Genomic DNA, 24,826 nt, shown 5'->3' on the forward strand with positions numbered 1-24,826 from the left:
AAATGGGCGGCCCTTTGTAATGCGCGAGTTAGTCCAGATGCGGGATGACGCCGAATTCAGGTTTGCCAACACGGATACCCATCGGCGTCTGCTCCTCCAGCGCGCTGACGAGTCGCGCGGTTCGCTGGTCGATGTCGCGGTAGTGGAAAGCCCCCAGGTTGGTGTCGGTGCCGTTGTAGCGCAGGTAGTAGTCGCGGCTGCCGAGCTTCATGTGGAAGTACGGGGTGGCGCGGCTGCCCTCCTCCACCTGGATGCCGGCGATGGTGAGAGTCAGCGGCAGGGGGACCGCGCCGTCGTAGGGGAAGTTGATGTGCCAGAACTGGCCCAGGTCGGAGGCGGTGAAGGGGGCCTGGATCCGTGTCCAGCCCATCTCCGGCGTCAGGGAGAGGTGTTCGGAGGTGCCCTGCTCGACCCAGCCCTGGCCGCGGGTGACGGCCAGGCGGAGGATCACGGGCTTGTCGGTCTTGATGTGCAGGGAGACGACACACGGAGATCCGGGCGGAGGCGCGATCATGCCACCGCCCATGAAGCCGGTGTAGCCGGGCTGGTAGACGACCTTGGCCACGGGCTTGGGGTCGTCGGTGTACGGCGAGGTTCCCTCGCGGGTGACCGTGATGTTCTGGGATCCGAAGAACGGCCACACATCGCCGATGGCGTAGTTGATGCGGTCAGCGACGACGAGGGGGCGCAGGGTCTGGGCCGTGCTGTAGCTGCGGGGCCCTGGGGCTGTCTGGGCGGCGGCTTCGGCCTGCACGCAGGTGAGCTGGTGGTAGTTGTTGGCGGGCACGGCGTTGAAGCGGAAGCCGACTGCGGCGTAGGCGGCGCGACGCCAGGCGACCGAGCCGTTGACGCTGATCTGGTCGGCCGGGCTGACGAACTCGGCGTACACGCGGTTCCACGCCGCGTTGAACGCGCCGGATGCCGTCCCGGCGTTCGTGGCGCCGACACCCAGTTTGAGCGGGTCCTCCTCGGTAACGCCGAAGATCGCGAAATCGCTGAAGGCGGCCTGCGGCGTGCCGTCGGACAGGTCGAGCGATCCGGTCGCGGCAGCGTAGCCGTCGCCGGTGAGCTGCCAGCCGACGCCCATGGCCAAGGTGCCGTTGCCGAGGGCGCGGCCGTTCATCTCGATCGGCTGGGGGAAGCTCAGCGCGAGCGATCCGGTGCCGGTGCCGGTACCACTGCCGAAGGTGGGCCACGCCTTGACGATGGCCAGGCGGGGGGCGTTGGCGCCGCTGCCGGGCCCAGAAGTGCCTGAGGCGGAGATCTTCTTGATGGAGTAGAGGTAGGCGCTGCCGAGGGATCCGCCAGTGCCGATCGCGCGGAAGGCGCCGATGCCCCACATGCGGACGGTACCGTTGCCGCGACCCAAGCCTCTTCCGCCCAGGACGCCGTGGGTGTCGGCGGTCAGTTGTCCCTGGTTCTTGCTGCTGCCCTGCGCGACCATGAAGGTCAGGCGCATCATGTCCGGCAGGCTGCCGTTGCCCGAGGCCGTGCCCGATCCAGCTAGGGCGACCATGGCCAGGGTGGGTGAGTTGCCGGGGGTGCCTGACCAGACGTAGCCGGGCGTGCTGCCGTCGACGTACGTGGTTTCGGTGGTGCCGCGCTCCAACTGGATGGCATCGACGTAGAACGTGGCGGTGCCGCCGTAGACGGCCGGGCTGGTCTGGACCGAGCGCGACTGGGATGCCTGATTCCACTTGTAGTAGTAGTAATACTGCTGGCCGCTCCCGTTGATGCCGCCGGTGCCCGATCCCTTGCGATAGCCCGAGGTGGTGCCGTTGTTGGACCAGGAGCTGTCGCTGGTGTAGCTGGAGTAGGTGGAGGAGTCCACTCCGGTTCCGCTGGGCGAGCTGGTGCTGTAGGGGAACTCGCTGGTGGTGTACTGGCCGAAGGAGTATTCGGTCCAGAAGGTGCGCGACTCGTTGCTGTAGCTGGCCGAGCGGTAGTAGGAGGAGTTCGTGGTGAAGGCGACCACGAGCCGGTCCGCGGCCGGGCGCGGGGTGAAGTTGCGGATCGCCACCCGGCCGTTGGTGGTGTAGGCGAAGGTCTGCTGCTTGAGCTGCTGGCGGGCGGTGGCGGCCTCGCCGGGCAGTAGGTCGTAGACCGTGATGGTGACGCCCGCGTTGTAGCTGGCGCCGTTGGACTCGGTCAGCCCCTTGAGGGTGGCCGACAAGGTGAACGGCCCCGCGCCGGGCTCGATGGCGACGAGGGTGGAGACCCCGCCACCGGCCTTGGCCTCGCCGTAGCCGGTGTAGGTGAGTTTGAGGGCATAGGAGCCGTGGACGGCGTTGCTGCCGCCGCGCGATAGCGACCCGCTACCTTCGGTCTGCCAGCCGGTCGAGCCCAGTTCCAGGGAGGGGTTGGGGATGTAGTTGGCGTAATTGGGCACGTCAGGGCTCCACGGTCAGGCCGAAGATCGTCGAGGTGTTGTTGAAGGCGCTGGTCGCGGCGAGGACGGCGGTTCCGTTGATCTTCGCGCTGTAGTTGTCGCCCGAGACCGTTACCGACAGCCGGTCGCCGTCGGTGACGGGCCGGGTGTAGGTGCCCAGGACGGTGACCACGCCTGCTTGGACTCGCTCGAGTTGGGTCCGGGTGGCACGCAGGTAGTTGTTCTGGTCCAGGTAGCGCAGCACCAGGGCCTGCCGGGCGGATGCCTTGGTGGGCGCGGTGGCGAAGGTGGCGGCGATCGTGGCGTCCTTGCTGCCGTAGTCGATGGTCGACAGGCAGCGCACGTCGGCGCGGGGGCGTGCGACGCCGTTGGCGTAGCTGTCGCGGATGAAGCCGTTGGATCGGGCGGTCCAGGTCTTGTTGCCGTATTCGGTGACCCGGCCGCCGAGGCTGTAGTTGCCCGCGCCCAGAGCGCTGAGCTTCAGTGATCGGCTCCCGGCGTAGGCGCGCTCGGTGGTGATGTCGGCGAAGGCGTTCTCCAGATACCAGGCGGCAAAGCCGTTCTCGAAGGTCGAGTCGGCCGTCAAAGGTGTGCTCGGGGCGGCTGCGGTGGCCAGGTAGAACTCATCGACGTAGGTGGTGGGCGGGGCCGGGTGCGCGCCGACGTTCATGTAGAGGGTGAGCACCGCCTTGGCGGCTGTGGCCGGCGCGGTGAGCGGCGCGGTGTAGCTGCGCCAGGTGGAGGCGGTCACGGTGACCGAGCTCATGGTGGAGTTGAGGAAGGTGCCGGAAGCGTTGTACCACTCCACGCCGACGTCGAAGGGGAAGGGCGCGGTCTGGAAGAAGCGGCCCTGGACGGCGTAGGAGGCCCCGGCAGTGACCGCCACCTGGTTGCTGGCCAGGTAGATGGCGTTGGTTCCGCTGGTGGCGGTGAAGGTGTCCAACACGCGCGTGTCGGGGCTGTTCTTGGCTTCGACTCGGGCGATCTGCTTGCCCTGCTCGTCGAACCAGGTGATGTACGGGAAGCACGGCGCTGCCGCCTGGGAGGCCAGGTGGGGTGTGTGGATGTAGCCGGAGACGGTCAGCTTCAGGCGGGAGTCGGTGCTGTTGAGTGACCAGTCGCTGGGCGACTCCTGGGGCTGCTTGCCGGTGGAGCGCCGCAGCGCGCGATACACCTGGCCGCGGTGGGTGATCAGGTCGTCGGCGCGGTAGGCGCGGGCTGCCTCCCAGCGCGGGACGCGGGGCAGCGCGATGCCGTGGGTGATGGGCAGGAGCGGGTCGTAGGTGGCGGCCGGGTTGGGCGGCAGGGAGTGCAGGGCGATGTCGGCCGCGCTGGCGCTGGTGTTGGTGACCGTGAGGGTGTTGGCGTCGCGGTCCTCGGTGACCGGGTGGGGGACGCCGATGACGAGCTTGGGCAGGGCCTTGCTGGTGGCGTCCTGGCTCTGGCCGGTAAAGCTGACGGCTGACCAGCCGTGCATCGTCGCCCGTGCGGCTTCCCAGGCGGGGTTGGTGGCGTCGTTGGGCAGGATCGCGGTGTGCACGGCCCACCAGGTGTTGTTGCTGCCGTTGCCGGGCGGGGCTTGGTCGATGCCGTAGGCGGCCACCAGGCATCGGTAGAGGTGGAAGTCGGTGGAGACCAGGTCGCCGACCTTGTAGCGGATGGAGGCGTCCCAGGCCGGGTAGCGCGGAGTGATCTGCTCAGCCTGGTCGTAGCTGGGCATCAGGTTGCCGCTCTTGCGCAGCTCGACGTCCCAGCCGGACACGGCTTGGGCCAGGGACCGCATCGTGGCGGGGTGGCCGCGTTCGGAGGCGAGGTAGGCGGCGTCGATGGTCAGGGCCCGCATCTGGGCGGGTGCCAGCCCCTCGGGGACGTAGGCGCCGATGGAGGCGGCGATGGCTGCGGCGGTGGTGATGTGCGTGGTGCGCAGTTCGCTGGACTCCAGGGCTGCTTCCATCGAGGTCCGGACCCGGTCCAGGCCGTAGCCGAGGATCTTGATGAAGTGCAGGAGCGTCTGGTTGGAGTCGGCGTCCACGGTCAGGTGGTTGCCACGCAGCAGCCGGTAGTGGTGCGGGATGCGCTCCCACATCCACTGGACCGAGCCGTAGTCGGCGATGTGCAGGGTGGAGGTGAGGGCCGAGCGGACCCACACGTTGTTGATCTTGAGGAAGATGGCGTAGTAGCAGAACCGGCCGTTGGGGGCGTCCTTGTCCAGGTGGGAGGCGGGCGCGGCGGGGCTGTCGATGAGTACCGTGCCGCCGGTCTCGGTGGTGGGGTAGCCGTCGAGGCTGGCCACCAGGCGGAACCCGGCGTAGGCGCCGGAGGGCTGGTCCCACGTCAGGAAGACCCCTTCGTACCCGACTGAGTAGGAGGTGAAGCTGCGCTCGGGGAAGTAGGGGACTTCGGGGTTGGGGCCGTAGAAGGTTCGCGCGTATTGATCAACGCGATAGACAGCCATGCGGGGGTCTTCCTGGTCGGGGTGCTACTTCTTTTTCTTCTTGCCGCCGGGTTTCGGCGTGGGGCCGGTGTGCTTGGGCGGGGTGGGCCGGTTGCCGTGGGTGGGGCAGTTCGGGAAGCGCTCGGGGTACATCCAGCACAGGTCGTTCTCGTAGACCGGGCCGGTCGGGTACGGGTTGTAGTAGTGGTCGCCAGGCACGGTTGGGTTGGGCGGCGCGGTTGACGGGGGCGGTGGTGGTGGGGGCGGCGGGGGTGGCGGGGTGTAGATCGTGCTGGGGTGGTCGTCCAGGAAGCCGTCGTCGTCGCCCTCGGTGACGCGTACCAGGTGCAGGCGCAGGTAGGCGGTGGCCGGGTAGGTGCCCTTCAGGTCGGTGCCGTCGATTCGGGCCGAGGCGCTGATCTGGGTGCCCTTGGACAGCACTTCGGTCCAGTGGATGACGTTGACCAGGGCGTCGCCGTTGTCGGCACTCTCGCGCACCATGTGCTGGAGGGTGTGGTCGCGGCCGTTGATCTCCAGTCGGGCGCGGCGCCGGGCGCGGACGGTCGTGGTTTCCGTGGTGGGCTGGTGGACGACCATCAGCGACATCATCCACAGGCCGGTCTCGTTCAGTACGGCCCCGTCGTGCCAGCCGATGCCGAAGGTGTCGTCGTCGCCCTTGATGGGCAGGCGCTGCCATCCGCCGTCGCCGATGGTGCCCGGGTCGTCTTCGATGGGCAGGCCCGGTTCGACCTCGGGCACGCCGGGTTCGAGAAGGATGCGCCCGGCGAAGGTGCCGGAGCGGCCCAGGTAGGTGTTGCCGTGGTAGTAGGTGTCCATCACGATCGTCCACCACTGGCTGCCGTTGGCGTAGCTGTCGAAGGTGGCCTCGGAGACGGTGGTGTGGCCGCCGGGCGGGTTGGCCCAGTCGGGCGAGTTGGGGGTGCGGATCTTGATGCGCTGGTTGTCGGGCCCGTAGACTGGGGCTTTGACCCAGCCGCCCGTGGGGTGCAGCGGGACGAGGAGCTTGTCGCCGGTCTGGGCGTCGTAGTAGGAGGCGTGCACCTGGCGGGCGTTGTCGCCGCGCACCAGCACGCCGCGGCCGGCGAGTGTCTCGTGGATCCACCGGTCGTTGTCCATCGGCTTGCGGATCGGGTCCTTGGGCTTGACGAGGTTGCCACCGCGGAGCTGGAAGTTCTTGGTCGAGCCCTGGAAATAGGGCAGGTGCTCGCCGCGGGCGTAGGCGGTGGCGCGGGCGGCGACGGTGCCGTAGTTGTCGGGCCGGGCGCCGGGGTTGAGGTTGGCGATGTGGGGGTTGACGCCGATGACGGTCTGGGTGGCGCGCAGCTCGTCTTGGATGTCGTTGACGTGCGACTCGAAGATGGTCTGCGACAGGTCGCGCTTGGTGGTGAAGGAGCGGAACGCCTCGGGGTAGCGGGCCACGGCTCACCACCCGCCCGAGTAGGAAGGGCGTCCCGGTCCGTAGGAGGAGCCGTCTCCGCCCACGACCCCGCCGCCGTAATATTGGCCGCCGTCCCATCCGTAGGCGGACCAGACGGTGGTGAGCTGGCCGTTGACGCACCGGTAGGAGCCCACCTGGCCGCCGTCGGAGATGGTGAAGGTGAAGGCGTAGTCCCGGTCGTTGCAGGTGTTGGGCTGGCGCGGGTAGGTCGGCTGATGGTCGTTCGGCCCGCAGTAGCCGCCCAGCGGCGTTTCGGGGATCGGCTCGGGGTCGGGCGGCAGCGGGAAGCCTTCCATGTCGAAGCCGTCTTCGGCCACGCGGACCAGGTGGAGCCGGACGTAGACGTTGGCCACGGCGGTGTAGCCGGTGCCGAGTCCTTCGCTGCGGATGTCGACGTTCAGGGTGGTTCCGGCGCGGAAGGTGTCGGTCCAGGTCAGGGTGTTGATGGGGGCCTTGATGCTGTAGGCGTCGTCGTCGAGGTAGTCGCGCAGGCCGACGTCGGAGCCGTTGACCATGACGCGGGTGGCCTGGGCGGCGCTGGAGACGACCTCGGCGTGCCCGAGGGACCAGTCGACCTTGACGGTGAGGGTCCACAAGCCGTCCTGGTTGATGACCAGCCCGTCGCCGGAGGCGAGTTTGAAGGGGTCGTCGAAGGCGCGCAGGGTGGTGCGGGCCCACTTGTTGGCCGGGACCTGCATGTCGTAGATGCCCGCACGAGCGTAGGGCAGGTGGCCGCCGCGGGCTTGGAAGGTCATGCGCCGCTCGATGGTGGCGTGGTCGCGCGGCGCGACGTACGGCGGCTTGGTGCTGGGCCGGTGCGGCACGGTCTTGATGGGCGGGATCGAGGTCCACCGGTCGGCCTGGCGGACGGCTTCGTTGATCTCGGTGCGCGTGCAGTTGGGCTTGTCGCGCAGGTAGCGGCCCAGGAGGGTCAGGGCGGTGGTGTCGCTGTTGCCGATCCAGGAGGCGATGCGGTGGGGGTCGACGGCCAACAGATCGTCTTGCCCGTACGGCAGGGGGGTGAGGAGGAGGTCGCTCATGCCCTACCGCCCCAGGGCAGGGACGGGTAGCGGGCGCCCCAGTCGGGCCAGATGTCGAGCAGGCAATCGCGGATTTTGGCCGGGTCGTAGTTGTGGCGGACGGGCGCGCGGTCGGTGAGGACGTCGATGATGCGCGGGATGTCGGTCTCGGGGGCGCGGCCGATCCATTCGACGATGGGCAGCAGTTCGTAGGGGGTGCTGCCGGGGTCGCTGGCGGCGATCTGGGGCGTGGTGCCCAGGGTGCGCTGGACGGCCAGCAGCTCGTCTTGGAGGGTGTTGACGTGTTCGGCGAACACGATCGTGGTGTAGTCGAACTTGGTCGACCAGGCGCGGAAGGCGGAGGGGTAGCTCGCGGCCAATTCAGGTGCTCCTTGCCGCGTCAGGCTGCCGGGCGCAGCAGCGCGCCGTCGTTGACCACGCGGTCGACGCAGCGCACCAGGTAGGCGCGCAGCACGATGTTGGCCAGCAGGTCGTGGGGCGGGGCGTCCAGGTTGGTGCGGACCTGGACCGAGACGCGGGTTCCTCGGGGCAGGACTTCCTGCCAGGTGACTTGGTTGTGCAGGGCGAAGCTGTTGCGGGCATCCTCGGCGGTGAAGTCCGACAGGCCGACGTCCTTGTCATCCAGCAGGATGCGCAGGCGCCGCTTGGCTCGTTTTTGCAGGCTGTAGCCGGTGGCCCGCCATTCGGCGCGGGCGGCCAGCACCCACAGCCCGTGGGTGCTGAGCTTGATCGCCGGTCCGCTGTCGGCCAGCTCGAAGGGGTCGGAGCGGTGCTCGAAGGCGACGGTGTTCCAGGTGTTGGGGGTGGTCTTCATCGACTTGGCCATGCCGCGGTAGAAGGGCAGGTCTTCGCCTCGTGCGTGGGCGGTCAGGCGGCGGGCCAGCGTGCCGTAGTCGCGGCTGAGCCCGCCGGGGTTGTTGCGGGCCTGGTGCGGGTTGAGCCCGAGGATGCGCTGGGTGGCGTCTTCCTCGTCCTGGAGCTCGTTGACGTGGCTGGCCCACACGATGTTGCGCCAGCCCAGTTTGGTGGTCCAGGTGCGGATCCCGCCCGGGTAGGTAGCTGCCATGCCGTTCCTAGACGGGGGTGATGACGCCACCGGAGGTGACGATTTTGACGGTGCCCAGGACAGGCATCTCGAACGGGGCCATGACGGCGTCGTCGGCCCCGGACTGGGCGGTGTCGGCGCGGGCCATGACCGGGATGTTGACGTTGAGCACGCCGGGCAAGGTGGCGACCGCGGAGTAGACCTGGGACAAGGTGACCCGGACGCCGAAGGTGACGGCGTCGTCCTTGAACAGGCCCGCGAGCGCGGCCTGGACGGCTGCCTTGACGTGGATGTCGCGCCAGCCGGGGGCGACCCACACCTTGACGGGCAGGGCGTCGGTGCCGAAGTTGACCGGCACGAAGGTGGGGCCTTGGACGGAGACGACGGTTCCGGCCAGGGCGCGGGCGTTCAGGTGCGCGGTGGCGGTGTCCAGGAGCTGGGCGTTGGGGGTGGTGCGATCGGGGCCGGTGACGAACACGGACACCGACTGGGGCCGGGCGGCGACCGCGTTGGCGGCCGAAACGCCGGGCACCTCGAGCGCGGCGCGGGAGAAGTCGTCCTTGGTGACGCACCGGTATTGGGCGGCGAACGCCTGGGGGGCGTTGCGGCGGATCTCGTCGTTGCCTTCGGGGTCGGCTCCGCCGGTGGTGGCGGTGCTGATCGGCTTGCCGGAGGCGTCGGTGGCGATCTGGACACCGATCAGGCCGGAGGTGGCCAGGTGGAGGATCTTGCTGGCGGGCAGGTTCCCGGCCTTGCCGACCCCGACCCGGTAGGAGGCGTAGATGGTCGCGCCGAGCTCGGGGATGGCGCCGTTGGCGCCGTTGCCGAACATGACGATGGTGGCGCCGTCGGCCCGCAAGCGCGTGGTGAAGACGCGCTCGGTGGGCGCGGCCTGGATCAGCCGAGACTTGCGGATCCATTCGATGTTGGCGTGCGGGGCCTCCACCCAGATCCGGACCGAGCCTTCGATGACGCCGGGGGTGGCGATGACCAGGGATTGGCCGGAGCTGCCGGTGCCGGATCCGGCCTCGAAGGGGGCCATGGTGACGCCCTGGGTGATGGCGGCCACGGCCGTGCCGCCGGCTGCGGGCACCAGGAGATCGGCGTCGGTCTCGAAGGTGACCGGCTGATCGACCACGGCCACGTAGTCCGACAGCAGTTGGGTGCCCTTGGGCACGGTCACGGCGGGCCCGCCCGGATCGGTGGCGAAGGTGATGCTGCCGGTGGCCGGGATGGTGCCGTGGGTGATGTAGCCGACCTGCTCGGCCAGGGCCAGGACGGCGGCCCGGGTGGTGGCGGTGGCCAGCACCGACTCCCCCACCGCGCGGTCGATGTAGTAGTTGTTCAGTTCGGCCGCGTACGCCTTCAGCCGCACGAGCATCATGCCGGGGTCGCCTTCGCCGCGCGAGGTCCACTCGGGCATGACCTGTTCGGCCTGGCGCAGGAGCTCGGCGACGATGGCGTCGAAGTCGCGGGCGGTGTAGTCGAGGGAGACGTTCTGCTCAGCCACGCAGGTGCTCCTTGACGGTGCCGTCGCGGCCGATGGTCGCGGTGTGGACGTGGCGGGCGGCGGCCGGGTCGGAGTCGGAGGCGTCGGTGCGGCGGTAGGCGACGTCGAGCATGCCCTTGCCGGGCTCCTCGTGGTCGGTGACGATGACGCGGGTGATGACGGCGCCCGGCTCGTAGGCGGCGGCCTGGCGCTTGATGTCGGTGGTCAGCAGGGCGGTGACCACCTTGATGTCGGTCTCGAACAGCATGCGGGCGACTCCGACACCGAGGGTGGGCTGCATGACCCGCTCTCCGGGGTTGGTGCCGATGATGCCGATGATCCTCTGGCGGATCTGCCGGTCGACGTCGCGGTTGGAGGCGATGGCGCCGTTCTCGACCCGGAAGGGCAGGTCTATCGCGGAAGGCAGCGTGAGCGCCATTAAAGCCACCTCCCAATCATTTATGTCCGTCTAATCCGAATCTTTTTCAAGTGTATTCAGATCGGTCTTCTCATTTGCATTCACGAGTTTGTCCTCCAATTCATTCACGCGGTGGGCGAGCTGGCGGACCGCCTCCCACAGCACGCCGACCAGCGCCGATTGCGAGACTGCCGTGTCGCCGACCCGCGCGATGGCGGGCAGTTCTTCACGCATGGGGCCGAGCTGGTCGGCGCGGCCTGGGCCGTCTGCCCGGTAGCGGTAGAGGCGTGCGGGCGCGTTATTCACCGCCTGGACCGGGTCGAAATCCAGGGGCGCGATCTGGGTCTTAAGTTCGCGTGCCGAGCTCTTGATGAAGTCCTTGGCGTAGACGATGACGTAGCCGCCGCCGGACTTCATGGCGTGCACGTCGGAGTTCAGGGTGATCCCGGCCGCGGCGGGCCCGTCGACGGACAGGGCCGAGCCGCTGGTGCGGATGCGGCCGTGGCCCGGGTCGTAGGGGACGGTGTAGAGCGGGTTGCGCAGGTCTCCGGCGTCGAAGTGGATCCACACCTTGTCGCCCGGCTTGAGGGCCTTGTCCACGATGGTGGCGGGTGGCGCCCAGGTGGAGATCTTGTCGCCGAGCAGGTCGGGGACCTTGGCGGTGATGCGGCCCTTCTTGAGCGGGTCGGCGGTGGACACCACGATGCCCCAGGCGCTCACGGCGTTTTCCCTCACAGCACCACCTGCGCCATGGCGGCCGAGCGCCACTTGTTGCCCCCGCCCACGCAGCGGTCATCCACCCGGGGCATGCGCCGGTCGCGGGGGGCGAAGGCTGCCGGGGTGTTGCGAGCGACCTCGATGGTGGCCGAGAAGTCTTTGCGGCCCAGCCCGTTGTGCTCCAGCATCGACAGGTGCTGCTCGGCTGCGGTGATCAGCCACGGGCCGTGCAGGCGCCGTGCGATGGCCTTGCCGGAGAGCTGGAGTTGGTTGCCGGGCAGCAGCGCGGGATTGCCCATCAGGTCGACCTCGGCCAGCAGCCACTGCTCGTTCTTGACGGCGACGGAGCGGGCGGAGATCAGCAGGTCCTCCATGGATTCGATCATGGTGTGGCGGTGTTCGAGGTCGGGGCCGGGCAGGGAGGCCGGCGACTTGGTGTGGATCTCGCGGCCGGTGCGGTGGTCGACGCCGTGTACGCCGCGCAGGGCTTGCTGCCCGGCCTTGGGGATGAGCGAGCCGTCCAGGGCCTTGAAGGAGGCGATGCGGTCGGGCTGGCCGTGGGCCTTGTCCATGGCGGCCGGAAAGGGACGCAGCGCGCGGGCCATGGCCAGGCTGGAGGGGTCGATGAAGTAGAGGACGCCGTTTTCGACGTGCAGCCTGCGCCCGGCTTCGGCGGCCCGCTCGCGCAGCCAGTTCATGTCGGAGACGCCCTGCTGGAGCAGGTAGTCGTGGACCTTGGTGGTGCGGTGGACGACCGCCGACAGCCCGTTGTCCTGGGCGATCTTGAGGGCGATGCCGGAGTCGGTGGTCCGGCGCCATTCCTTGTAGCGCTGCTGGCCCAGGACCCAGCCGGTGCCGACGAAGCAGTGGCGGACGGTCACGATGGCCTGGTCGGGTCCGGGGTTGGGTTCGTCCTCGACGTCGTTGTGGTGGACGTAGCCGAACCAGGCGTTGAGCTCGGTCGGCTTGAACCCCCAGGTGACCTCGACCCGTGAGCCGTGCACCGGGAGCTGGATCTTGGACGGGTGGGGCACGGGGTAGGCCAGGCGGGCGAAGAGGAGGGTGTTGTCGCCGATGCGCTGGGTGAGCTTGAGGTCGAGCGGAGCGGGCTTGACGACCCGGTCGTTGATCTTGACTTCGTAGAAGAGCCGGTTAGACATTCGGGATCCTGATCACGAAGCCGGGCGACAGGTCGTGCCAGGCCAGGATCTCGGGGTTGGCGTCGGCGACCATCCACCACAGGCTGGCGTCGTTGTAGTAGCGGTAGGCGATGAGGTCGATCCGGTCGCCGTCCTTGATCTGGTGCAGGGTGAAGTTGAACGACCAGCTCTTGTTCGGGCGCAGGCTCTGGCTGCGCACCAGCGTGCCTCGCCAGGAGCGGGTCTCGGTCGGCTGGTCGGCGTAGCGGGAGGTCACATGGTCACCTTTCCGCCGCCGTCGAACAGGCCGCCGGGGTTGTTGCTGCCCCATTGGCCCGGGGCCAGGACGGTGGAGTCGGGGTCGGACGGGACGAGGTTGGGGTTGGGGCCGGAGCTGCGGCTGCTCTCGGGGCTGCCGGCGCTCATCGGGTCGACCAGCGGCATGAGCATCATTGAGATCGACATGGCGGTGCGGAAGGGGATCATCTTGTCGGAGAAGAGGGTGTAGCCGACCGACAGGCTGGTGATGGCTCCGGTGTAGACCATGCCGCCGTTGTGGCCGAAGTAGACGTCGGCGCGGCGGATCTTCATGATGCCGATCTCGCCGGGGGTGGCGATGTCGGCTTTGCTGGTCTCGACGGCTCCGGCGACCGCCAGGGCGGCCCGCACGTCGTTCCAGGTTCCTTCCTCATCGCCCTTCCACACCTCGTAGGTGCGGTCGAACAGCAGGGAGAAGGCGAGGGTCTGGCCGAGCTTTCCCTTGATCTGGTAGCCGTCGTCGTTGCCGGGGTCTTGGAACAGGACCTTGTCCCAGGAGGAGTTGACCGGGTTGATGGAGTAGGTGGTGGAAAACCCGGTCGGGTTGTAGAGGAAGTTGAGGGTGTTGGTGACCGCGGGGCCCTCGGCTGAGCCGAGGCTGGCCCAGTCGGAGGAGCGGATGAAGCCCTTTTCCGGGCCGTAGCGGCTGGCGCGGGATCCGTCGCCGCTGCCGTAGATGCGGGGGTCGAACGGCCGGTTGGATGTCATCACAGTCCCTTTGCGATCTTGCGGTACTGGCGGGTCTGCTCCAGTTCGGCGAGCATGCCGCGCACAGCCTCGCGGCCTGCCTGCTCGCCGCCCTGGCTGCCGGTGATGGTGAGCTGGATCGAGCCGGGGTCGAAGGTGATGTGGACCTCTCCGCCCTCGCCTCCGAGGCCCGCGGGTGCGTCGCCCGCCAGGCTGGCCCCGGCCTTGAGGTTCTCCTCGACCAGGGCGTCGCGGATGGTGCGGGCTTGCCCCGCCGGGATGATCATTTCGCCCTTGTGGACCGTCGCGACCTGGTCGTGGGGCAGCTCCCAGGCGCCCTTGGCGTACCAGTTGACCGCCACCGAGTGGGCCCAGGCACCTTCGGGGTCGCCGTAGCGGCCCTTGATGTACTTCAGGCCCCACTTGATCTGGGTGTCGGGGTTGTCACGCCAGTCGGCGCCCTCGGCGGCCATCTTGTCGCCGGGCAGCGACTGGGGGATGCCGTAGGCTCCCGATCCCTTGTTCTCGGCCCTGTGGTTCCAGCTCGATTCCTTCTGCCACAGGGCGAGCAGGGCGTTCCAGTCACGGCCATCGGCCCAGCCGTAGCCGGCGGCCAGGGGCTGGGCCTTGGCGATGTTCTGGCGGGCCAGGTCGCTGCCAGGGGTGACGGCGGGGATGGCGACCTTGTTCGGGTCGATGCCCTTGCTCTTGGTCGTGCGGTCGGTCTTGGTCTCGTTGTCGGGGTCGTCACTGCTGCCCGCGCCGGTCGGGTCGACGTCTTCGCTCGGTGTCCAGCCCTTGACCTCGGGGTCGACCTGGTCGCTTGCGTCGCTGCTGCCGGTGAACCCGCCGCTTGCGCCCATGGCGGCGAACATGCGCAGCATGTCGATCTCCTGGTCGAACAGGCCGAACGCGGGGCTGGCGGCGATGGTCGGCTGCGAGCCGGTGCCGTCCTGGGTGGTGTCGGTGTCACCGTCCTCGCTCCAGGACGGTTCGCCGGTCCCGTCGACCTCGCCGATGATGCGCCGGGCCTGCTCGAAGTTGTCCTTGTTGAGCGGGACGATGGAGACCTTCTTGCCCGAGGTCGGGGCGTGGATCATCTGGCCTTCGCCCAGGTAGAGCCCGACGTGGCCGGAGCCGCCGGTGTCGCGCACGACGATGTCGCCGGGCTGGATCTCATCCCACGGGACGTGCTTGCCTGCCTGCTCCTGGACCCCGGTGGTGCGGCCGGGGTCGATTCCGGCGCCCTGCCAGAAGCTGGCCTGGATGAAGCTGGAGCAGTCGAAGGCGCGGTTGAAGCTCTTGCCGAACCGGTTGGTGCCGGGGCCGGGACCGGACTTGCTGCCGGCGCCGTAGGCGTAGTCGACGTTGAGCCAGGACTTGGCGCGGGCGATGACGCTGTCGATGAGGGAGGCGTTGGTGGTACCGTCCAGCGGCTCCGTGCCGGTGGCGTCCTTGTTCTTCCCGGTGTCCTTGCCCTTGCCGGTGGTGGCCCTGGGGGCGGGGGTGATGCCGTCGGGGCTGGGCGTCGGCCCCGCCTGCCGGTCGGCCATGCCTTGGGTGTAGGGGTCGGGCCCGCCGGGGAAGGCCGCGGAGGTTCCGGCCCACCAGGAGGTGAGCTCCTTGACGACCGGCAGTTCCAGGATGTCGTTGAGGACCTCGCCGAACTCCTCCAGCAGGTCAGTGGTGTTGGACAGGGCGGCGGTGAACGATTCGTTCTGCTCGCCTTCGCGCGCCATGTCATCGGACTCGGCGGACTTGGCCTGGAGCAGGGTGTCTTGTTCGCGGTCGAGGTTGAACTTGTCCTTCAGCCAGGCGCGGGCGGCTTCGGCGTCCTCGCCGTCGCCCTGCACGTTCGCCCTGCGCAGCTTGTCGTCCAGTTCGTCGGTGCCAATGCCCTGCTCACGGGCCCGGGCGACGAGCTTCATGTACTCCAGGTTCTGCTCGGCGGCCTGCTCGCTGCCGGAGTAATAGACGAGCTGGTCCCAGCCGATCCCGCCGAGGGTGAAGCGGCGCGACAGTTGCTCGGCCGAGACGTTGCGGTTGCCGTAGAAGCCGCGCAGCAGCGAATCGGCGTTGGCGGCGTTGCCCTTGTAGACGCCCTTGGCGTCCAGGTTGGAGCCGAATCCGCCGAGCATGCGTTCCATCTGCATGGTCGGGTTGATCTGGCTAGCGACAAGCTGGGTGGCATCCAGCCCCGACATGGTCGGGGAGAGGAAGGTGGAGCCCTCGGTGGCCCGCTTGATGGCCTGGGACCGGGCGCCGGAGTCGTTGATCTCTCCGGTCAGCCGGTAGCGCAGCGACCAAGAAGCCTGGGCGTCGGCCTGGTTCTGGAAGGCCATGGTGGGCGTGCCGCCGTACGAGCCGAGCATGGCGCGCATGGTCGCCTCGTTGGCCGCGCTGTAGCCGGTGCCCAGCGGCATCTGCCGCTGGGCGTAGCGGGCGTACTGCTCCAGCGTCATGTGGGTGGCCTGCTCACCCTTGGCATAGGCCGTGACCGCGCTCTGGATGCCCCGGCCGATGTTCCAGGCGTTCTCGGCGCGGGTGAAGCCCTGCCCCCAAGGCGGGCGGTAGACGGGCGGGGCCATGGGCGGCTGGCCGCCGTTGTGGGAGCCTGCGCCGCCCTGCTGGCTGGCCTGCTGGCCGAGCTGCGCGGCGAGGTGGGCGGCGGCCGGGGTGGCGCGCTGGCCGGAGAAGGTGGGGTTGCCGCCCAGCCCGGATCCGCTGGCGCGGGCCTGGAGCGGGCCGGTCTGGTGGCCGCCGGGCTTGCTGACGCTGCCGTGCAGCGCCTTGATCGCCTTGGCCAGGCCGTCCAGGACGGTGGCGTATTTGGTGTGGGAGGTGACCAGCTTGTCCACGCCCCGGTCGAACCGGTCGACGGTGCGCTGGATGCCTGCCACCCCGAGCAGCGCTACCGCATTCGGGGACGTGGCCTTGGCGCTGCTGGGTTCCGCTGTGCTTGCCACATCTGTCTCCTCTCGATGCGCTCGGCTGCTCGGGCCAGGAAGTAGCGGCGTTCGGAGACGGTCAGGGCTCGCGCCTGGGCGAGTGTCCAGCCGTAGGTGAGGATGAGCGCCTCGTACGCCTCGAACAGGTGGGTGCGGTCACTACTCGCGAAACAGGGCCTCCACCGTGACGGCGAGCGTGCCGTCGTGGCCGCAGGCGGTGCAGTGGACGGGCACCTGGTCATAGCGCGGGCCGTAGCGGAGCTTGTCGAGCTCGGCGAGGATGCGCTGGCGGTCGGGCATGGACAGGGAGCGCACCGGGCCGGTCTCGCCGCGGACGGCCAGGTCGCTGTGGCCGGGACGGTGGATGGAGATGACCGAGCGCGACAGCAGCAGCGTGTTCTGCTCGGCAATGTTGAGCCGGTCGCTTCGGGTGGAGCTCAAGACGGTCTTCTGGTCGGCGCCGATCAGGGCGCGAGCCTTGACGTGGCCGCCCTTGCGCAGGGCGATGGTGTAGGTGTCGTCACTCGGGCCGGTGGCGGTCTTGACCGGGATCTCCTCCAGGCCGACGGTCAGGGCGAAGTCCTCGCGGCAGCCGGGGCAGCGGTAGCGGTCGTAGCGGATGCTGTCGCCGAAGGTGACGCGACGGATGCCGAGGATGAGCGCGTCTCGGTCGCCGATGGTGAGCCGGTCCAGCAGCAGCGGGGTGGCCTCCAGGCCCTCGACCTCGACGACGCCGCACTTGAGCAGCGCGTCGACCAGGCGCTCGCTGTGGCCGGTGGCCGCGGCGCGGGCCAGCTCTTCCTCGTGCTCGCCGGTCAGTTCGCGCACGCGGGCGGCGCGCAGTTCCCTGCCGTCCAGGATGGAGCGCGACGGCAGGGTGACCACGTCGTCGGCGGGGGCTGGCATGTCCACGTGGACGACGGTGGAGGCCAGCGCGTCGGCAATATCGGCAGCCGAGGTGCTCAGGTCGTCCAGGGGGTTCCGGTAGTCATTACTGGTCATGGTGCGTGTCTTTCTGCCGAAGCTGGAACGTTCCAGAGTGGGTTAGAACTTGACCTCGGAGGCGCCCGCGTCCTTGGCCAACTTCATCTCGAAGCCTTCGTGGGCGAGGGTGAGCTGCTGGATGATGATCGAGTTGGCGCCCGCGTCCAGGTCGCTGAAGGCGACGGAGGTGGGCCAGGCGTTGAGGACCTTGAACGCGGCCTTGACCTTGCCTTTCTCCCCCCAGGCGCCGGGGGTGGGGTGGTCCAGGACGTTGATGGTCAGGTCCATGCGGAAGTCGCCGAGCGTTCCGCCGCCACCGCCCTGCACGACGGTGAAGATCGTCTGCATCCAGTTGAGCATGTACGGCTCGCCGACGCACAGGCCGTTGGACAGGGTGATAGGCGAGAAGTCCGACTGGCCGGGCATCTTGCGGGTGGTGGTGTTCCAGCCGCCCTCGCGGTACGGGATGACCTCGGTGGTGATGTTCAGCCCGGACACGGACATGAACCCGGCGTTGGCGAAGCCGAGCTTGGAAGACTCGGATCCGATGTTGACGATGAACTTGAACGAGCGCAGGGGGTCCTGCTTGAGCCGCTCGGTGTCGGCCATAACAAAGCCTCCGAAAGGGGAAAGGGGGGAGCTCGGGGAGCGGAGGGATCAGAGGTTGTCTTCGGCCGAGTCGGTGCCGCCGTGGTGCTGGCCGAGCCGGATGATCACGAATTCCGCCGGGTAGCGCAGGGCGACGCCGATGTCGATGTTGAGCCGCCCGGCGTTGATCTGGGACTGCGGGTTGTTGTCCTGGTCGCAGCGCACGAAGAAGGCTTCGGACTCGCTCTGGCCTGCCAGCACGCCTGCCTTGAGCAGGCCGGACAGGTACTTGGTGAGGACCAGGCGCACCCGCTCCCACAGGTCGGGCCCGTTGGGCTCGAAGACGGCGAAGCGGCTGGTGTCGGCCAGCGTCTTGCGCAGCATGATCAGCGTCCTGCGGACCGGGACGTAGCGGTCGGGCAGTTCGCGCTTGAGCGTGCGGGCGCCCATGATGCAGTGGCCGTAGCCGGGGATCAGGCGCACGACGTTGATGTGGGCGTCAGCCAGCGTGTCCAGCTCGCCCTCGGTGAAGCGGGCCTCGGCTGCCACGACCGCGGCCAAGGTGGTGGGGATGCCGGCGGGGGCCTTGGCGACGTGCCGTTCGACGTCGGTCTTGGCCATCTGGCCGAGCATCGCGCCGCCTGGCGGGAGCAGCCGCACCGCGCCGTACAGGGTGGAGCTCGGGTCGCTGGTCATGATCCACGGGCCGTAGATGGCCGCGTAGGAGGAGGCGACCAGCGGGGTGGCTGCGTTGACCATGGACAGGTACCCGGCCATGACTTGGGCGGAGGTGGAACCCTCGGCGGCCCTGGGTCCGTCGATGACGACGAAGACCCGTCCGGTGGAGGCGGCCCAGTCGATGATCGGGTTGAGCACCGACACCTGGGAGACGCCGGGCAGGTTGAGGTCGAAGTTGATCGCCGGGACGTCCTGGAGGGACTTGGCGGCCTCGGCCAGGTCGTACGCCTGCACGCCCTCCGAGCCGCCGTTGAGGACGAGGGTCTGGGCCGGGACCACGTCGGTGGCCGGGTTGTACTGATACCCCTCGGTGTTGACCTTCTGGTTGGCCAGCCGGAGGTAGATGCTGCCGGAGTAGGGGCTGTTGACGATCGAGATGACGTAGCGGGAGTCGCCGGGGTCGCTGGACAGGTCGGTGAACCGCTCGGACTCGCGGCCGTCGTCGAGCACGATCAGGTCGAAGCGGCCCGACGGCGCTCCGGTGGGCACGATCTTGATGCTGGTGGCGTTGCCCCACACGCCCTCGGCCAGCGCAGTGACCTTGAAAGCGGGCTTGGGCCCCTGGTCCTGGGCCTTGGTGGAGTCCATCAGGGTGGCCGTGGCCGCAACGGCGTCCGCCCGGGTGGCCCTGGCGATGAAGCATGAGGTGCCGCCGTTGGCGAAGTAGAGGTAGACCGCGTACGGCAGCCAGCTCGTGGGGCCGGTGAACCCGCCGAACAGGTTGACGTACTGGGCCCAGGAGCGGACGCGGGTCGGCAGGGTCGGGCCCTTGGGCGCGATGCCGACGAACGCGGCCACCGCGCGGGAGGCTGATCCGTCGCCCAGGCCCGGGGGCGCGAGGTTTTCCTCGACATAGACCCCTGGCGTGAGGTAATTCGCCACTCATATCTCCTTGGTCAGCCGTTGTCCGGCCACGCGAAATCGTTGGAAACCTGGTCGACCTCAAGCGGCACGACCGACTGGGTGATGGACTCGACGCGCAGGTATTTGGTGAGTTCGCCGGGGAAGAATTCGGAGGCGACGCGCACCATGTACGAGGCGGAGAAGAGACGTTTTCCATTGGCGTCGACGAGCTCGGCGAATTCCGGGCCGCCCAGGACGTCCAGGCTCACCAGGACCCTGTTTTCGGGGATCTCCAGGAAGCCGCCCTGATGGGGAAGCCGGTCGCTCTTGGCCAGGCGCGCGGCCAGTTCCACCAGGTGCGCCTGACTGCGGGCCAGGACCTGGATCTGGTAGTCCAGGTCGTACGGGATGGGGTGGTCGTGGCTGTAGTAGTCCCAGGTCGCGCCTGTCGGGCGTTCGGGGACGTCTTCCAGGCGGTAGGGCAGGCGCATGAAGCCGTGGTGCTGGCGGCCTTCGGCACGGGTGATCGCCTGGCGGGTCAGCACGATGACCGGGTAGGTCATGTCGGCCGACTCGGGCTCGGGGGTGGAAAAGCGCGCCGGAACCTCCAGCCGCCCGCCCGCGGTGGGTACTGAAAGCGCAGACAGCTTGCGCTTCAGCGCAGTGTCCTCATTCAGAATCCACGGCATTCAGCCCGCCACCCATTACCCGTTAAATGGAAAACAATCGTCACCATTTAGGGTAAAAGTGCGGACTGAAGAAAAGTTAATGCCAGGCTTTACCTGTTACGCGCCGGACTGGGAGTTCCACCAATTCGAGAATTGCGGGTCGCCGTACAGGTCTTCTTTTTTCATTTGCACGGCGTCGATGCCGACGATGACGTCGCGGGTGCGGAGCTGACCGAGGACACGGATGCTGGTCACGCGGAAGACGCGGGTGTCGTAGACGAGCCGGTCGCGCAGGTAGCGCCCGTGTTCGATGTCGATGCGGGTGAACCCGGCGCGTTGCATCTGCGCGAACCCGGCCGACAGGTGCAGGCTGTCGGTCCAGGTCAGGCCCGCTTGCCGCTGCTCGGCGCTGCCCTCTTCGCGCACCACGCTGAGGGCGCGCAGCGGGAACGGCTCGGCGAACACGCGCCCGGCGCCAGTCGACTCGCCGTAGGTGTCGTGGAACTGCGACAGCTCGCGGGTGAAGCGGTAGTAGTCAACGTCCTGGCCGTAAATGCGCTGGAAGCCGTCCAGAGCGCCGTCGATCTCGCCGGATTCGTAGGCCGGGTCGAAGCGGCCCTTCTTGAAGTCCAGGCGGGCCATCATGCGCCGTACCCACCCCAGATGGGCGAGGGCAGGCCGGACTCGTCCTCGTGCGGGGCATCGATGGGCGGCAGCAGCCGGCGGGGTGGCTGGTAGTCGTCGTACTCCCGGCTGGCGAAGACGGGAACCAGGCGGCCGGTCAGGCGGGAGACGCGCCGCAGGGTGGAGACCTCGATGCGGTACAGGCCGATGTTGAGCTGCTTGCACAGCTTCTCGTAGCGCGCCTGCAACGACTCGATGTGGCCCATCAACTGCTGGTAGCGCTGGGCTCGCGACAGGTGCGTTCCCTCGGCAGTCCACACGTCCACATCGGAGGCGGCATCGGTGGCCATCGCCCACAGCGCCTCGATGGTGCCCAGGATCGCCAGCGGTTCTTCTTCCACCGCGGGGAGCGTGGCCAGGGTGAGCGGCGTCTCCTCGTAGTAGATGAACCCGTTGGCGTTCCTCTTGCGGACCGTGATCTCCCGCTCGTGGCAGTGCTGGCGTGCGGCGTCCTGCACAAACTCGGCGATCTCCGCATCGGTGAACAGGGTGTGCGCAGTGCCGGTCACCAGCAGGGATGATCCGGGCCTCAGCTCCTCGTGCAGATCCAGTGCCCCGGCCGCGCTGTCGAGGGTGTAGGCGCTGGCGGGCAGGTCGCTCACCTGGGAGCCGGTCACCAGCGACACGATCACGCCCGTGAGGTAGCGGTGGCCGATGTCGAAGGCGCTTCCGGGGGTGTCCAGGACGACACGGAACGGGTAGCCGGGATCGCCCAGGGCCTTGCGCACGCGCGACACCAGCACGCCGATCTCTGCCATGCACCTATCTTCCGATTCGGGGTGTTCAAACTGGTATCGGCTAGTTCGTACGGCTAAGATCCGCGATCAACGGGCGCACGAGAAAGAGACCACGTGGACAAGCGCTACGACCCTTACACCTATCCCTCCGGCGGCGACCCCGAAGACCTCGCCCGCTGGCAGACCCTCCACGACGCCGCCCGCAATCCGGAGTTCATCCCCGTCACCGACCCCGAGACCGGCGAGGTCCTGCGCCACGCTGACGGGACGCCGGTGATGTTCCCCAAGCCGCTCGAGCAGCGCATGGCGCCCTACATGGACGCCTCCCGGATCTGGCGGCTGCGCCTGGGCGCGGCCGGGGCCATCGGGGTGGTGCTCATCTTGCTGATGGTGGCCCTGCGCGATACCGGGGAGTGGATCGTCGAGCGCCTCCTGGCGCCCGCCTTCGGCGTCGCGCTGCTCGGCGGTGCGGCGTTCCTGATCATCCGGCACGGCTGGAGCATCGTCCGCTTCGTCTTCTACGACGTGTGGCGCCGACCGGACACCTGGCGCTGAGCTGCGGCACCGAGCCAAGACCCCCGAGCCGGCCATGGGCTCGGGGGTCTTGGCATCCCCGGGTAGCGACGCCGGGACCTAGGACTGCGACATGGTCAGCTTGCCGATGGCGATTTGCAGCGCCTGTCCGTTGACGGCCTGCTGGCTCACATCCAGCGCCCAGGTGTAGAGCACGTCGCCCGTGGTGCCCACCTGGGGGGTGACCAGCGCTGCGTGCGTCACCGGGGTCGACATGTCCGCCGAGACGGGGCCGAAGGTGACCACGCCCGCGTTGCTCGACTGGGAGGGCTTGGCCAGTGTCGCTGGGGTCCAGGTGATCTGCTGGCGCGAGTAGCCTGCGGTCGTCACCTCCGGCAGTGAGGACAGGCCCGCGTTGTCCAGCGGCGCGGAGGTCAGCAGGGCCAGGTAGACGTTGCGCGCGGCCGTGTAGCCGAGTGCCCGTCCGGTGATGTAGTCGAGCTGGAGTTGCGCGCCGAGCGCCGTGGGTCCGCCGGGCATCAGCTCACCGCCACGAAACGCTGCTCGAACTCAGTGACGCCCACCGCGATGGTCTGCACCGAGTCATCGGCCCTGGTGTAGTCGGCCAGGACGGTGTCCTCCTCCGACAGGCCGATGCCGGGCGTGCCTGGGGGGTAGATGCCCGTCACCACCACTTCGGCGCCAGCCGGGAGCGAGCCCGGTCCGACCCCGAAGTCGTCGACCAGCCGGTAGGGCTTGCCGACCTCGGCGATCAGTTGAGCCACGTGTAGCCCTTCTCCTCCAGGTGGGCTGCCACGTGGGCCGGGACGGTGTAGGTCTTTCCGCGTAGGAAGGTGTAGCTGGTGCCGACACCAACGCAGATGTCCTCCAGGTCCTCCAGGACCCGGATCTTGCGCGTGGGCACGTCGACCTCGACCGCATCGGCCACGACGATCTCCTCGTCGTCGACCTCCTGAGGGATCCCGGTCAGGGTGGTGATTTCACCGGCCCGGGCCTTGAGCTCCTCGGCGCGTTCCTCGGCCAGTTCGGCAGCCTTGCGGCCGGTCAGATCGGTGGGTGACTTGCGACTTACAGCCACGATGAAATAGCTCCGATTGCATTGGGGGATGACGACACCCAGATCGCTCGGACGCCAAGCGAGGGACGCCCGAGCGGTCCGGCATTAGTTGGTGCGAAGCTCGATGACGGCTTCCTTGGTGATCAGGCCGAGGCCCCAGATCGAGTACCACGCGATGGAGTGCTCGCGGCCGTGGTCGAGCACGCCGCCGTCGCGGAGCTCGACGGGCAGGCTGATCGCATGGCCGAATGCGTTGTCCCCGATGATCGTCGAGGAGTAGGTCTGGGCGGTGTCCGCGCCGACCGTCAGCGCCCGGTTCTTGACCTGGGTGGTCTCGATGAAGACGACGTCGTCGATGCGGCCGATCTCGCCGAGCGCGAAGTTGCCCGGGGAGGCGTACTTCGTCATCTCGATCCAGCTCGGGTCATCCCGGAGCTTGCGGGACTGGTGCGGGTGAACGAACGCGACGTAGGTCTCGCCCAGGCGCGGCACATTGGCAGTGGCGAGCTTCTCGACGGCGTCCTTCACCAGGGCGGTCGTGAAGTGGTAGCCGCCCTTGGCCAGCAGGTCCGGGTTGGCCGCGGCGGAGCCGAGGTCGTACGGGGAGATGCTCGTGGCCGGAGCGGACGGCGCCGAGAGCTTGTTGTAGCCCAGCAGCAGGTTCGGCGTCTGGAGCAGGGTGTCGCGGGCCTGGGAGTCGAGGTAGAGGGCCATGTTGCGGCCCAGCAGCCGCGATGCCGAGGCCATCACGTCGTCGAAGCTGGCGTTGAGCAGGAGCTCGGATACGGCCACGGCCATGCCGTGCTCGGCCACGGTGATGCTGTACTGGGAGGCCGACAGCGCGTAGGTCTCCATGCGGACGCCTTCAGTGAGCTGCTTGGCATCCGGGAGCTGGTTGTAGCGCATGAAGTTGATCGTCAAACCGGGCGTGACGCCGAGCTCAGTCTTCTTGATCGCGAACTGCTCATACCGGAGGATCGGCATGGCCGCGAAGAGGATCTCCTTCGACCAGACGCCCTGGATGGCCGGGGACAGGCCGCTACCGGACTGGTAGTACGCCCCGGGCGTGGCGACGGTGCCGTTACCGCCAGCAACGGTGGCGAGGTTGGGGGTACCGGTGATTGCAGAGGGCACTTGCTAGGTTTCCTTAACCGAAGAGGCCGTGAGAGGCGTTGGGGGCTGCCGCGCGGCCGATCAAGGCGGGCCGGAGCTTGGCGTATTCGGACATCGGCATGGCCCTGAGCTCTTCGGGTGTGATCGTCTTGGTTACGGAGTCCATGTCCAGGGGGCCGGTAGCGGCGTAGCCCGCCGGGGATACGCCGCGCGGAGCAGGCGGGGGCGCCACGGCCGAGGTGGCGGCCTGCATGTTGGCAACGATGCTGTTGGTCTTGTCCCGCAGCAGGGTGATGCTGGCTTCGACCTCATCCGGGGTGTTGCCGGAGATCAGGTCGACGAGTTCGGGGGCGATGGTGCCGGCCTCGCTCTCCTCGCGGACGCGGCGCTGTACGAAGCCCTGGAGCTCGGCGAACTGGCGGTCCTTCTCCAGGGCCGCTCGTTCGGTTTCCCGCTCGCGCTCGATCTGCGCGAAGCGGTCGTTCCACTCCTGCTCCTTGGTCTGGAGGAGCTGCCGTACGGACATCTCCTCCTCGCGCGCCTTGCGTTCGGCGTCCTCCCGCTCGGCCTGGAGCTGGGTGGCCTGCTCGGCTGCGGCCTTGCGCTCGGCGAGGACGTCTTCGAGCTGGGCCTGGAGCGTGGACAGCTTCTCGTCCTGCTTGGAGATGCGGCCGTACAGCTTGGCCTTCTCCTGCTCGCGGGCCTTTTCGATGTCGGCGGCGGTGAAGTGGTCACCGCTCGCGGGCGTCGGGGCCGCGGTAGCGGGTGCAGCCGTCGTCGGGTCAATCTCGGGCACT

At 68.4% G+C, this 24,826-nt stretch carries 25 protein-coding genes; 1 reads left to right on the forward strand and 24 read right to left on the reverse strand.

The features are described 5' to 3' along the window. Positions 1-28: 28 nt before the first annotated feature. The 19 genes from ACFWYW_RS24120 to ACFWYW_RS24210 all read right to left on the reverse strand — a co-directional run bounded on the left by ACFWYW_RS24120 (position 29) and on the right by ACFWYW_RS24210 (position 21,346). Entirely contained in the window at positions 29-2,389 is a 2,361-nt protein-coding gene (locus tag ACFWYW_RS24120; RefSeq protein ID WP_379620844.1) for a hypothetical protein, read from the reverse strand. A 1-nt stretch (position 2,390) separates the two neighbouring features. Next, the gene (locus ACFWYW_RS24125; protein WP_379620846.1) at positions 2,391-4,844 is read right to left on the reverse strand and encodes a hypothetical protein; all 2,454 of its coding nucleotides are present in this window, start codon (positions 4,842-4,844) and stop codon (positions 2,391-2,393) included. A gap of 24 nt (positions 4,845-4,868) precedes the next feature. Continuing rightward, the gene (locus ACFWYW_RS24130; RefSeq protein WP_379620848.1) at positions 4,869-6,263 is read right to left on the reverse strand and encodes a hypothetical protein; all 1,395 of its coding nucleotides are present in this window, start codon (positions 6,261-6,263) and stop codon (positions 4,869-4,871) included. 3 nt (positions 6,264-6,266) lie between these two features. After that, a complete protein-coding gene (locus tag ACFWYW_RS24135) occupies positions 6,267-7,322 on the reverse strand; it encodes a hypothetical protein (protein WP_157247815.1) in 1,056 nt (351 codons plus the stop codon). Beyond that, a complete protein-coding gene (locus tag ACFWYW_RS24140) occupies positions 7,319-7,681 on the reverse strand; it encodes a hypothetical protein (protein ID WP_379620850.1) in 363 nt (120 codons plus the stop codon). Before ACFWYW_RS24140 ends, ACFWYW_RS24135 begins: the two co-directional genes overlap by 4 nt. 20 nt (positions 7,682-7,701) lie before the next feature. Next, positions 7,702-8,388 carry a hypothetical protein gene (locus ACFWYW_RS24145; RefSeq protein WP_379620852.1) on the reverse strand — a complete coding sequence of 229 codons (687 nt, stop codon included), beginning with the start codon at positions 8,386-8,388 and terminating at the stop codon, positions 7,702-7,704. 7 nt (positions 8,389-8,395) lie between these two features. Beyond that, on the reverse strand, positions 8,396-9,877 hold the full coding sequence (locus ACFWYW_RS24150; protein WP_379620854.1) for a baseplate J/gp47 family protein: 1,482 nt from the start codon (positions 9,875-9,877) through the stop codon (positions 8,396-8,398). Next, the gene (locus ACFWYW_RS24155; RefSeq protein ID WP_379620856.1) at positions 9,870-10,295 is read right to left on the reverse strand and encodes a GPW/gp25 family protein; all 426 of its coding nucleotides are present in this window, start codon (positions 10,293-10,295) and stop codon (positions 9,870-9,872) included. The genes ACFWYW_RS24150 and ACFWYW_RS24155 overlap by 8 nt, the downstream gene beginning before the upstream one ends. Before the next feature lie 30 nt (positions 10,296-10,325). Beyond that, the gene (locus tag ACFWYW_RS24160) at positions 10,326-11,009 is read right to left on the reverse strand and encodes a phage baseplate assembly protein V (protein WP_379641069.1); all 684 of its coding nucleotides are present in this window, start codon (positions 11,007-11,009) and stop codon (positions 10,326-10,328) included. Next, positions 11,006-12,151, reverse strand: coding sequence for a hypothetical protein (locus ACFWYW_RS24165; RefSeq protein WP_379620861.1), 1,146 nt, complete (start codon positions 12,149-12,151; stop codon positions 11,006-11,008). Before ACFWYW_RS24165 ends, ACFWYW_RS24160 begins: the two co-directional genes overlap by 4 nt. Then, positions 12,144-12,407: a LysM peptidoglycan-binding domain-containing protein gene (locus ACFWYW_RS24170; protein ID WP_379620863.1), complete on the reverse strand. Its 264-nt coding sequence runs from the start codon at positions 12,405-12,407 to the stop codon at positions 12,144-12,146. The genes ACFWYW_RS24165 and ACFWYW_RS24170 overlap by 8 nt, the downstream gene beginning before the upstream one ends. Continuing rightward, positions 12,404-13,156 (reverse strand): hypothetical protein, encoded by a 753-nt coding sequence (locus tag ACFWYW_RS24175; protein WP_379620865.1) that lies wholly within the window; start codon positions 13,154-13,156, stop codon positions 12,404-12,406. The genes ACFWYW_RS24170 and ACFWYW_RS24175 overlap by 4 nt, the downstream gene beginning before the upstream one ends. Then, a complete protein-coding gene (locus ACFWYW_RS24180; RefSeq protein ID WP_379620867.1) occupies positions 13,156-16,101 on the reverse strand; it encodes an NlpC/P60 family protein in 2,946 nt (981 codons plus the stop codon). The genes ACFWYW_RS24175 and ACFWYW_RS24180 overlap by 1 nt, the downstream gene beginning before the upstream one ends. Positions 16,102-16,242: 141 nt before the next feature. Next, complete coding sequence (locus ACFWYW_RS24185; protein ID WP_379641070.1) at positions 16,243-17,085, reverse strand: hypothetical protein; 843 nt, start codon at positions 17,083-17,085, stop codon at positions 16,243-16,245. 42 nt (positions 17,086-17,127) lie between these two features. Further along, positions 17,128-17,676 (reverse strand): phage tail protein, encoded by a 549-nt coding sequence (locus ACFWYW_RS24190; RefSeq protein ID WP_157247804.1) that lies wholly within the window; start codon positions 17,674-17,676, stop codon positions 17,128-17,130. 48 nt (positions 17,677-17,724) lie between these two features. Beyond that, the gene (locus ACFWYW_RS24195) at positions 17,725-19,275 is read right to left on the reverse strand and encodes a phage tail sheath C-terminal domain-containing protein (RefSeq protein ID WP_379620871.1); all 1,551 of its coding nucleotides are present in this window, start codon (positions 19,273-19,275) and stop codon (positions 17,725-17,727) included. A gap of 14 nt (positions 19,276-19,289) precedes the next feature. After that, positions 19,290-19,925 (reverse strand): hypothetical protein, encoded by a 636-nt coding sequence (locus tag ACFWYW_RS24200; protein WP_379620873.1) that lies wholly within the window; start codon positions 19,923-19,925, stop codon positions 19,290-19,292. Between the two features lie 96 nt (positions 19,926-20,021). After that, complete coding sequence (locus tag ACFWYW_RS24205) at positions 20,022-20,549, reverse strand: hypothetical protein (RefSeq protein ID WP_157247801.1); 528 nt, start codon at positions 20,547-20,549, stop codon at positions 20,022-20,024. After that, entirely contained in the window at positions 20,546-21,346 is an 801-nt protein-coding gene (locus ACFWYW_RS24210) for a hypothetical protein (RefSeq protein WP_379620875.1), read from the reverse strand. Before ACFWYW_RS24210 ends, ACFWYW_RS24205 begins: the two co-directional genes overlap by 4 nt. 93 nt (positions 21,347-21,439) lie before the next feature. Here ACFWYW_RS24210 and ACFWYW_RS24215 point away from each other — a divergent pair, with 93 nt between their 5' ends. Further along, entirely contained in the window at positions 21,440-21,880 is a 441-nt protein-coding gene (locus tag ACFWYW_RS24215) for a hypothetical protein (RefSeq protein WP_379620877.1), read from the forward strand. A gap of 78 nt (positions 21,881-21,958) precedes the next feature. On the opposite strand, the gene ACFWYW_RS24220 is transcribed toward ACFWYW_RS24215, so the two are convergent. The 5 genes from ACFWYW_RS24220 to ACFWYW_RS24240 all read right to left on the reverse strand — a co-directional run bounded on the left by ACFWYW_RS24220 (position 21,959) and on the right by ACFWYW_RS24240 (position 24,825). Continuing rightward, on the reverse strand, positions 21,959-22,378 hold the full coding sequence (locus ACFWYW_RS24220) for a hypothetical protein (RefSeq protein WP_157247798.1): 420 nt from the start codon (positions 22,376-22,378) through the stop codon (positions 21,959-21,961). Beyond that, on the reverse strand, positions 22,378-22,623 hold the full coding sequence (locus tag ACFWYW_RS24225) for a hypothetical protein (protein WP_379611414.1): 246 nt from the start codon (positions 22,621-22,623) through the stop codon (positions 22,378-22,380). Before ACFWYW_RS24225 ends, ACFWYW_RS24220 begins: the two co-directional genes overlap by 1 nt. After that, a complete protein-coding gene (locus ACFWYW_RS24230; RefSeq protein WP_157247796.1) occupies positions 22,611-22,937 on the reverse strand; it encodes a hypothetical protein in 327 nt (108 codons plus the stop codon). Before ACFWYW_RS24230 ends, ACFWYW_RS24225 begins: the two co-directional genes overlap by 13 nt. 84 nt (positions 22,938-23,021) lie before the next feature. Further along, positions 23,022-24,050, reverse strand: a complete 1,029-nt coding sequence (locus tag ACFWYW_RS24235; protein ID WP_246267096.1) for a N4-gp56 family major capsid protein — start codon at positions 24,048-24,050, stop codon at positions 23,022-23,024. Positions 24,051-24,063: 13 nt separating this feature from the next. Continuing rightward, positions 24,064-24,825 (reverse strand): hypothetical protein, encoded by a 762-nt coding sequence (locus ACFWYW_RS24240; RefSeq protein WP_379611415.1) that lies wholly within the window; start codon positions 24,823-24,825, stop codon positions 24,064-24,066. Position 24,826 lies beyond the last annotated feature (1 nt).

The sequence above is a fragment of the Nonomuraea sp. NPDC059023 genome (genome assembly GCF_042740095.1).
GTDB lineage: Bacteria > Actinomycetota > Actinomycetes > Streptosporangiales > Streptosporangiaceae > Nonomuraea.

Excerpts from the sequence above, each read along its gene's own strand:
- ACFWYW_RS24125 (WP_379620846.1), bottom strand. The coding sequence starts at position 4,844 with ATGGCTGTCTATCGCGTTGATCAATACGCGCGAACCTTCTACGGCCCC.
- ACFWYW_RS24165 (WP_379620861.1), bottom strand. The coding sequence starts at position 12,151 with ATGTCTAACCGGCTCTTCTACGAAGTCAAGATCAACGACCGGGTCGTC.
- ACFWYW_RS24190 (WP_157247804.1), bottom strand. The coding sequence starts at position 17,676 with ATGGCCGACACCGAGCGGCTCAAGCAGGACCCCCTGCGCTCGTTCAAG.
- ACFWYW_RS24145 (WP_379620852.1), bottom strand. The coding sequence starts at position 8,388 with ATGGCAGCTACCTACCCGGGCGGGATCCGCACCTGGACCACCAAACTG.
- ACFWYW_RS24175 (WP_379620865.1), bottom strand. The coding sequence starts at position 13,156 with ATGACATCCAACCGGCCGTTCGACCCCCGCATCTACGGCAGCGGCGAC.
- ACFWYW_RS24135 (WP_157247815.1), bottom strand. The coding sequence starts at position 7,322 with ATGAGCGACCTCCTCCTCACCCCCCTGCCGTACGGGCAAGACGATCTG.
- ACFWYW_RS24200 (WP_379620873.1), bottom strand. The coding sequence starts at position 19,925 with ATGCCGTGGATTCTGAATGAGGACACTGCGCTGAAGCGCAAGCTGTCT.
- ACFWYW_RS24210 (WP_379620875.1), bottom strand. The coding sequence starts at position 21,346 with ATGGCAGAGATCGGCGTGCTGGTGTCGCGCGTGCGCAAGGCCCTGGGC.
- ACFWYW_RS24185 (WP_379641070.1), bottom strand. The coding sequence starts at position 17,085 with ATGACCAGTAATGACTACCGGAACCCCCTGGACGACCTGAGCACCTCG.
- ACFWYW_RS24155 (WP_379620856.1), bottom strand. The coding sequence starts at position 10,295 with ATGGCGCTCACGCTGCCTTCCGCGATAGACCTGCCCTTCCGGGTCGAG.
- ACFWYW_RS24220 (WP_157247798.1), bottom strand. The coding sequence starts at position 22,378 with ATGCCCGGCGGACCCACGGCGCTCGGCGCGCAACTCCAGCTCGACTAC.
- ACFWYW_RS24205 (WP_157247801.1), bottom strand. The coding sequence starts at position 20,549 with ATGATGGCCCGCCTGGACTTCAAGAAGGGCCGCTTCGACCCGGCCTAC.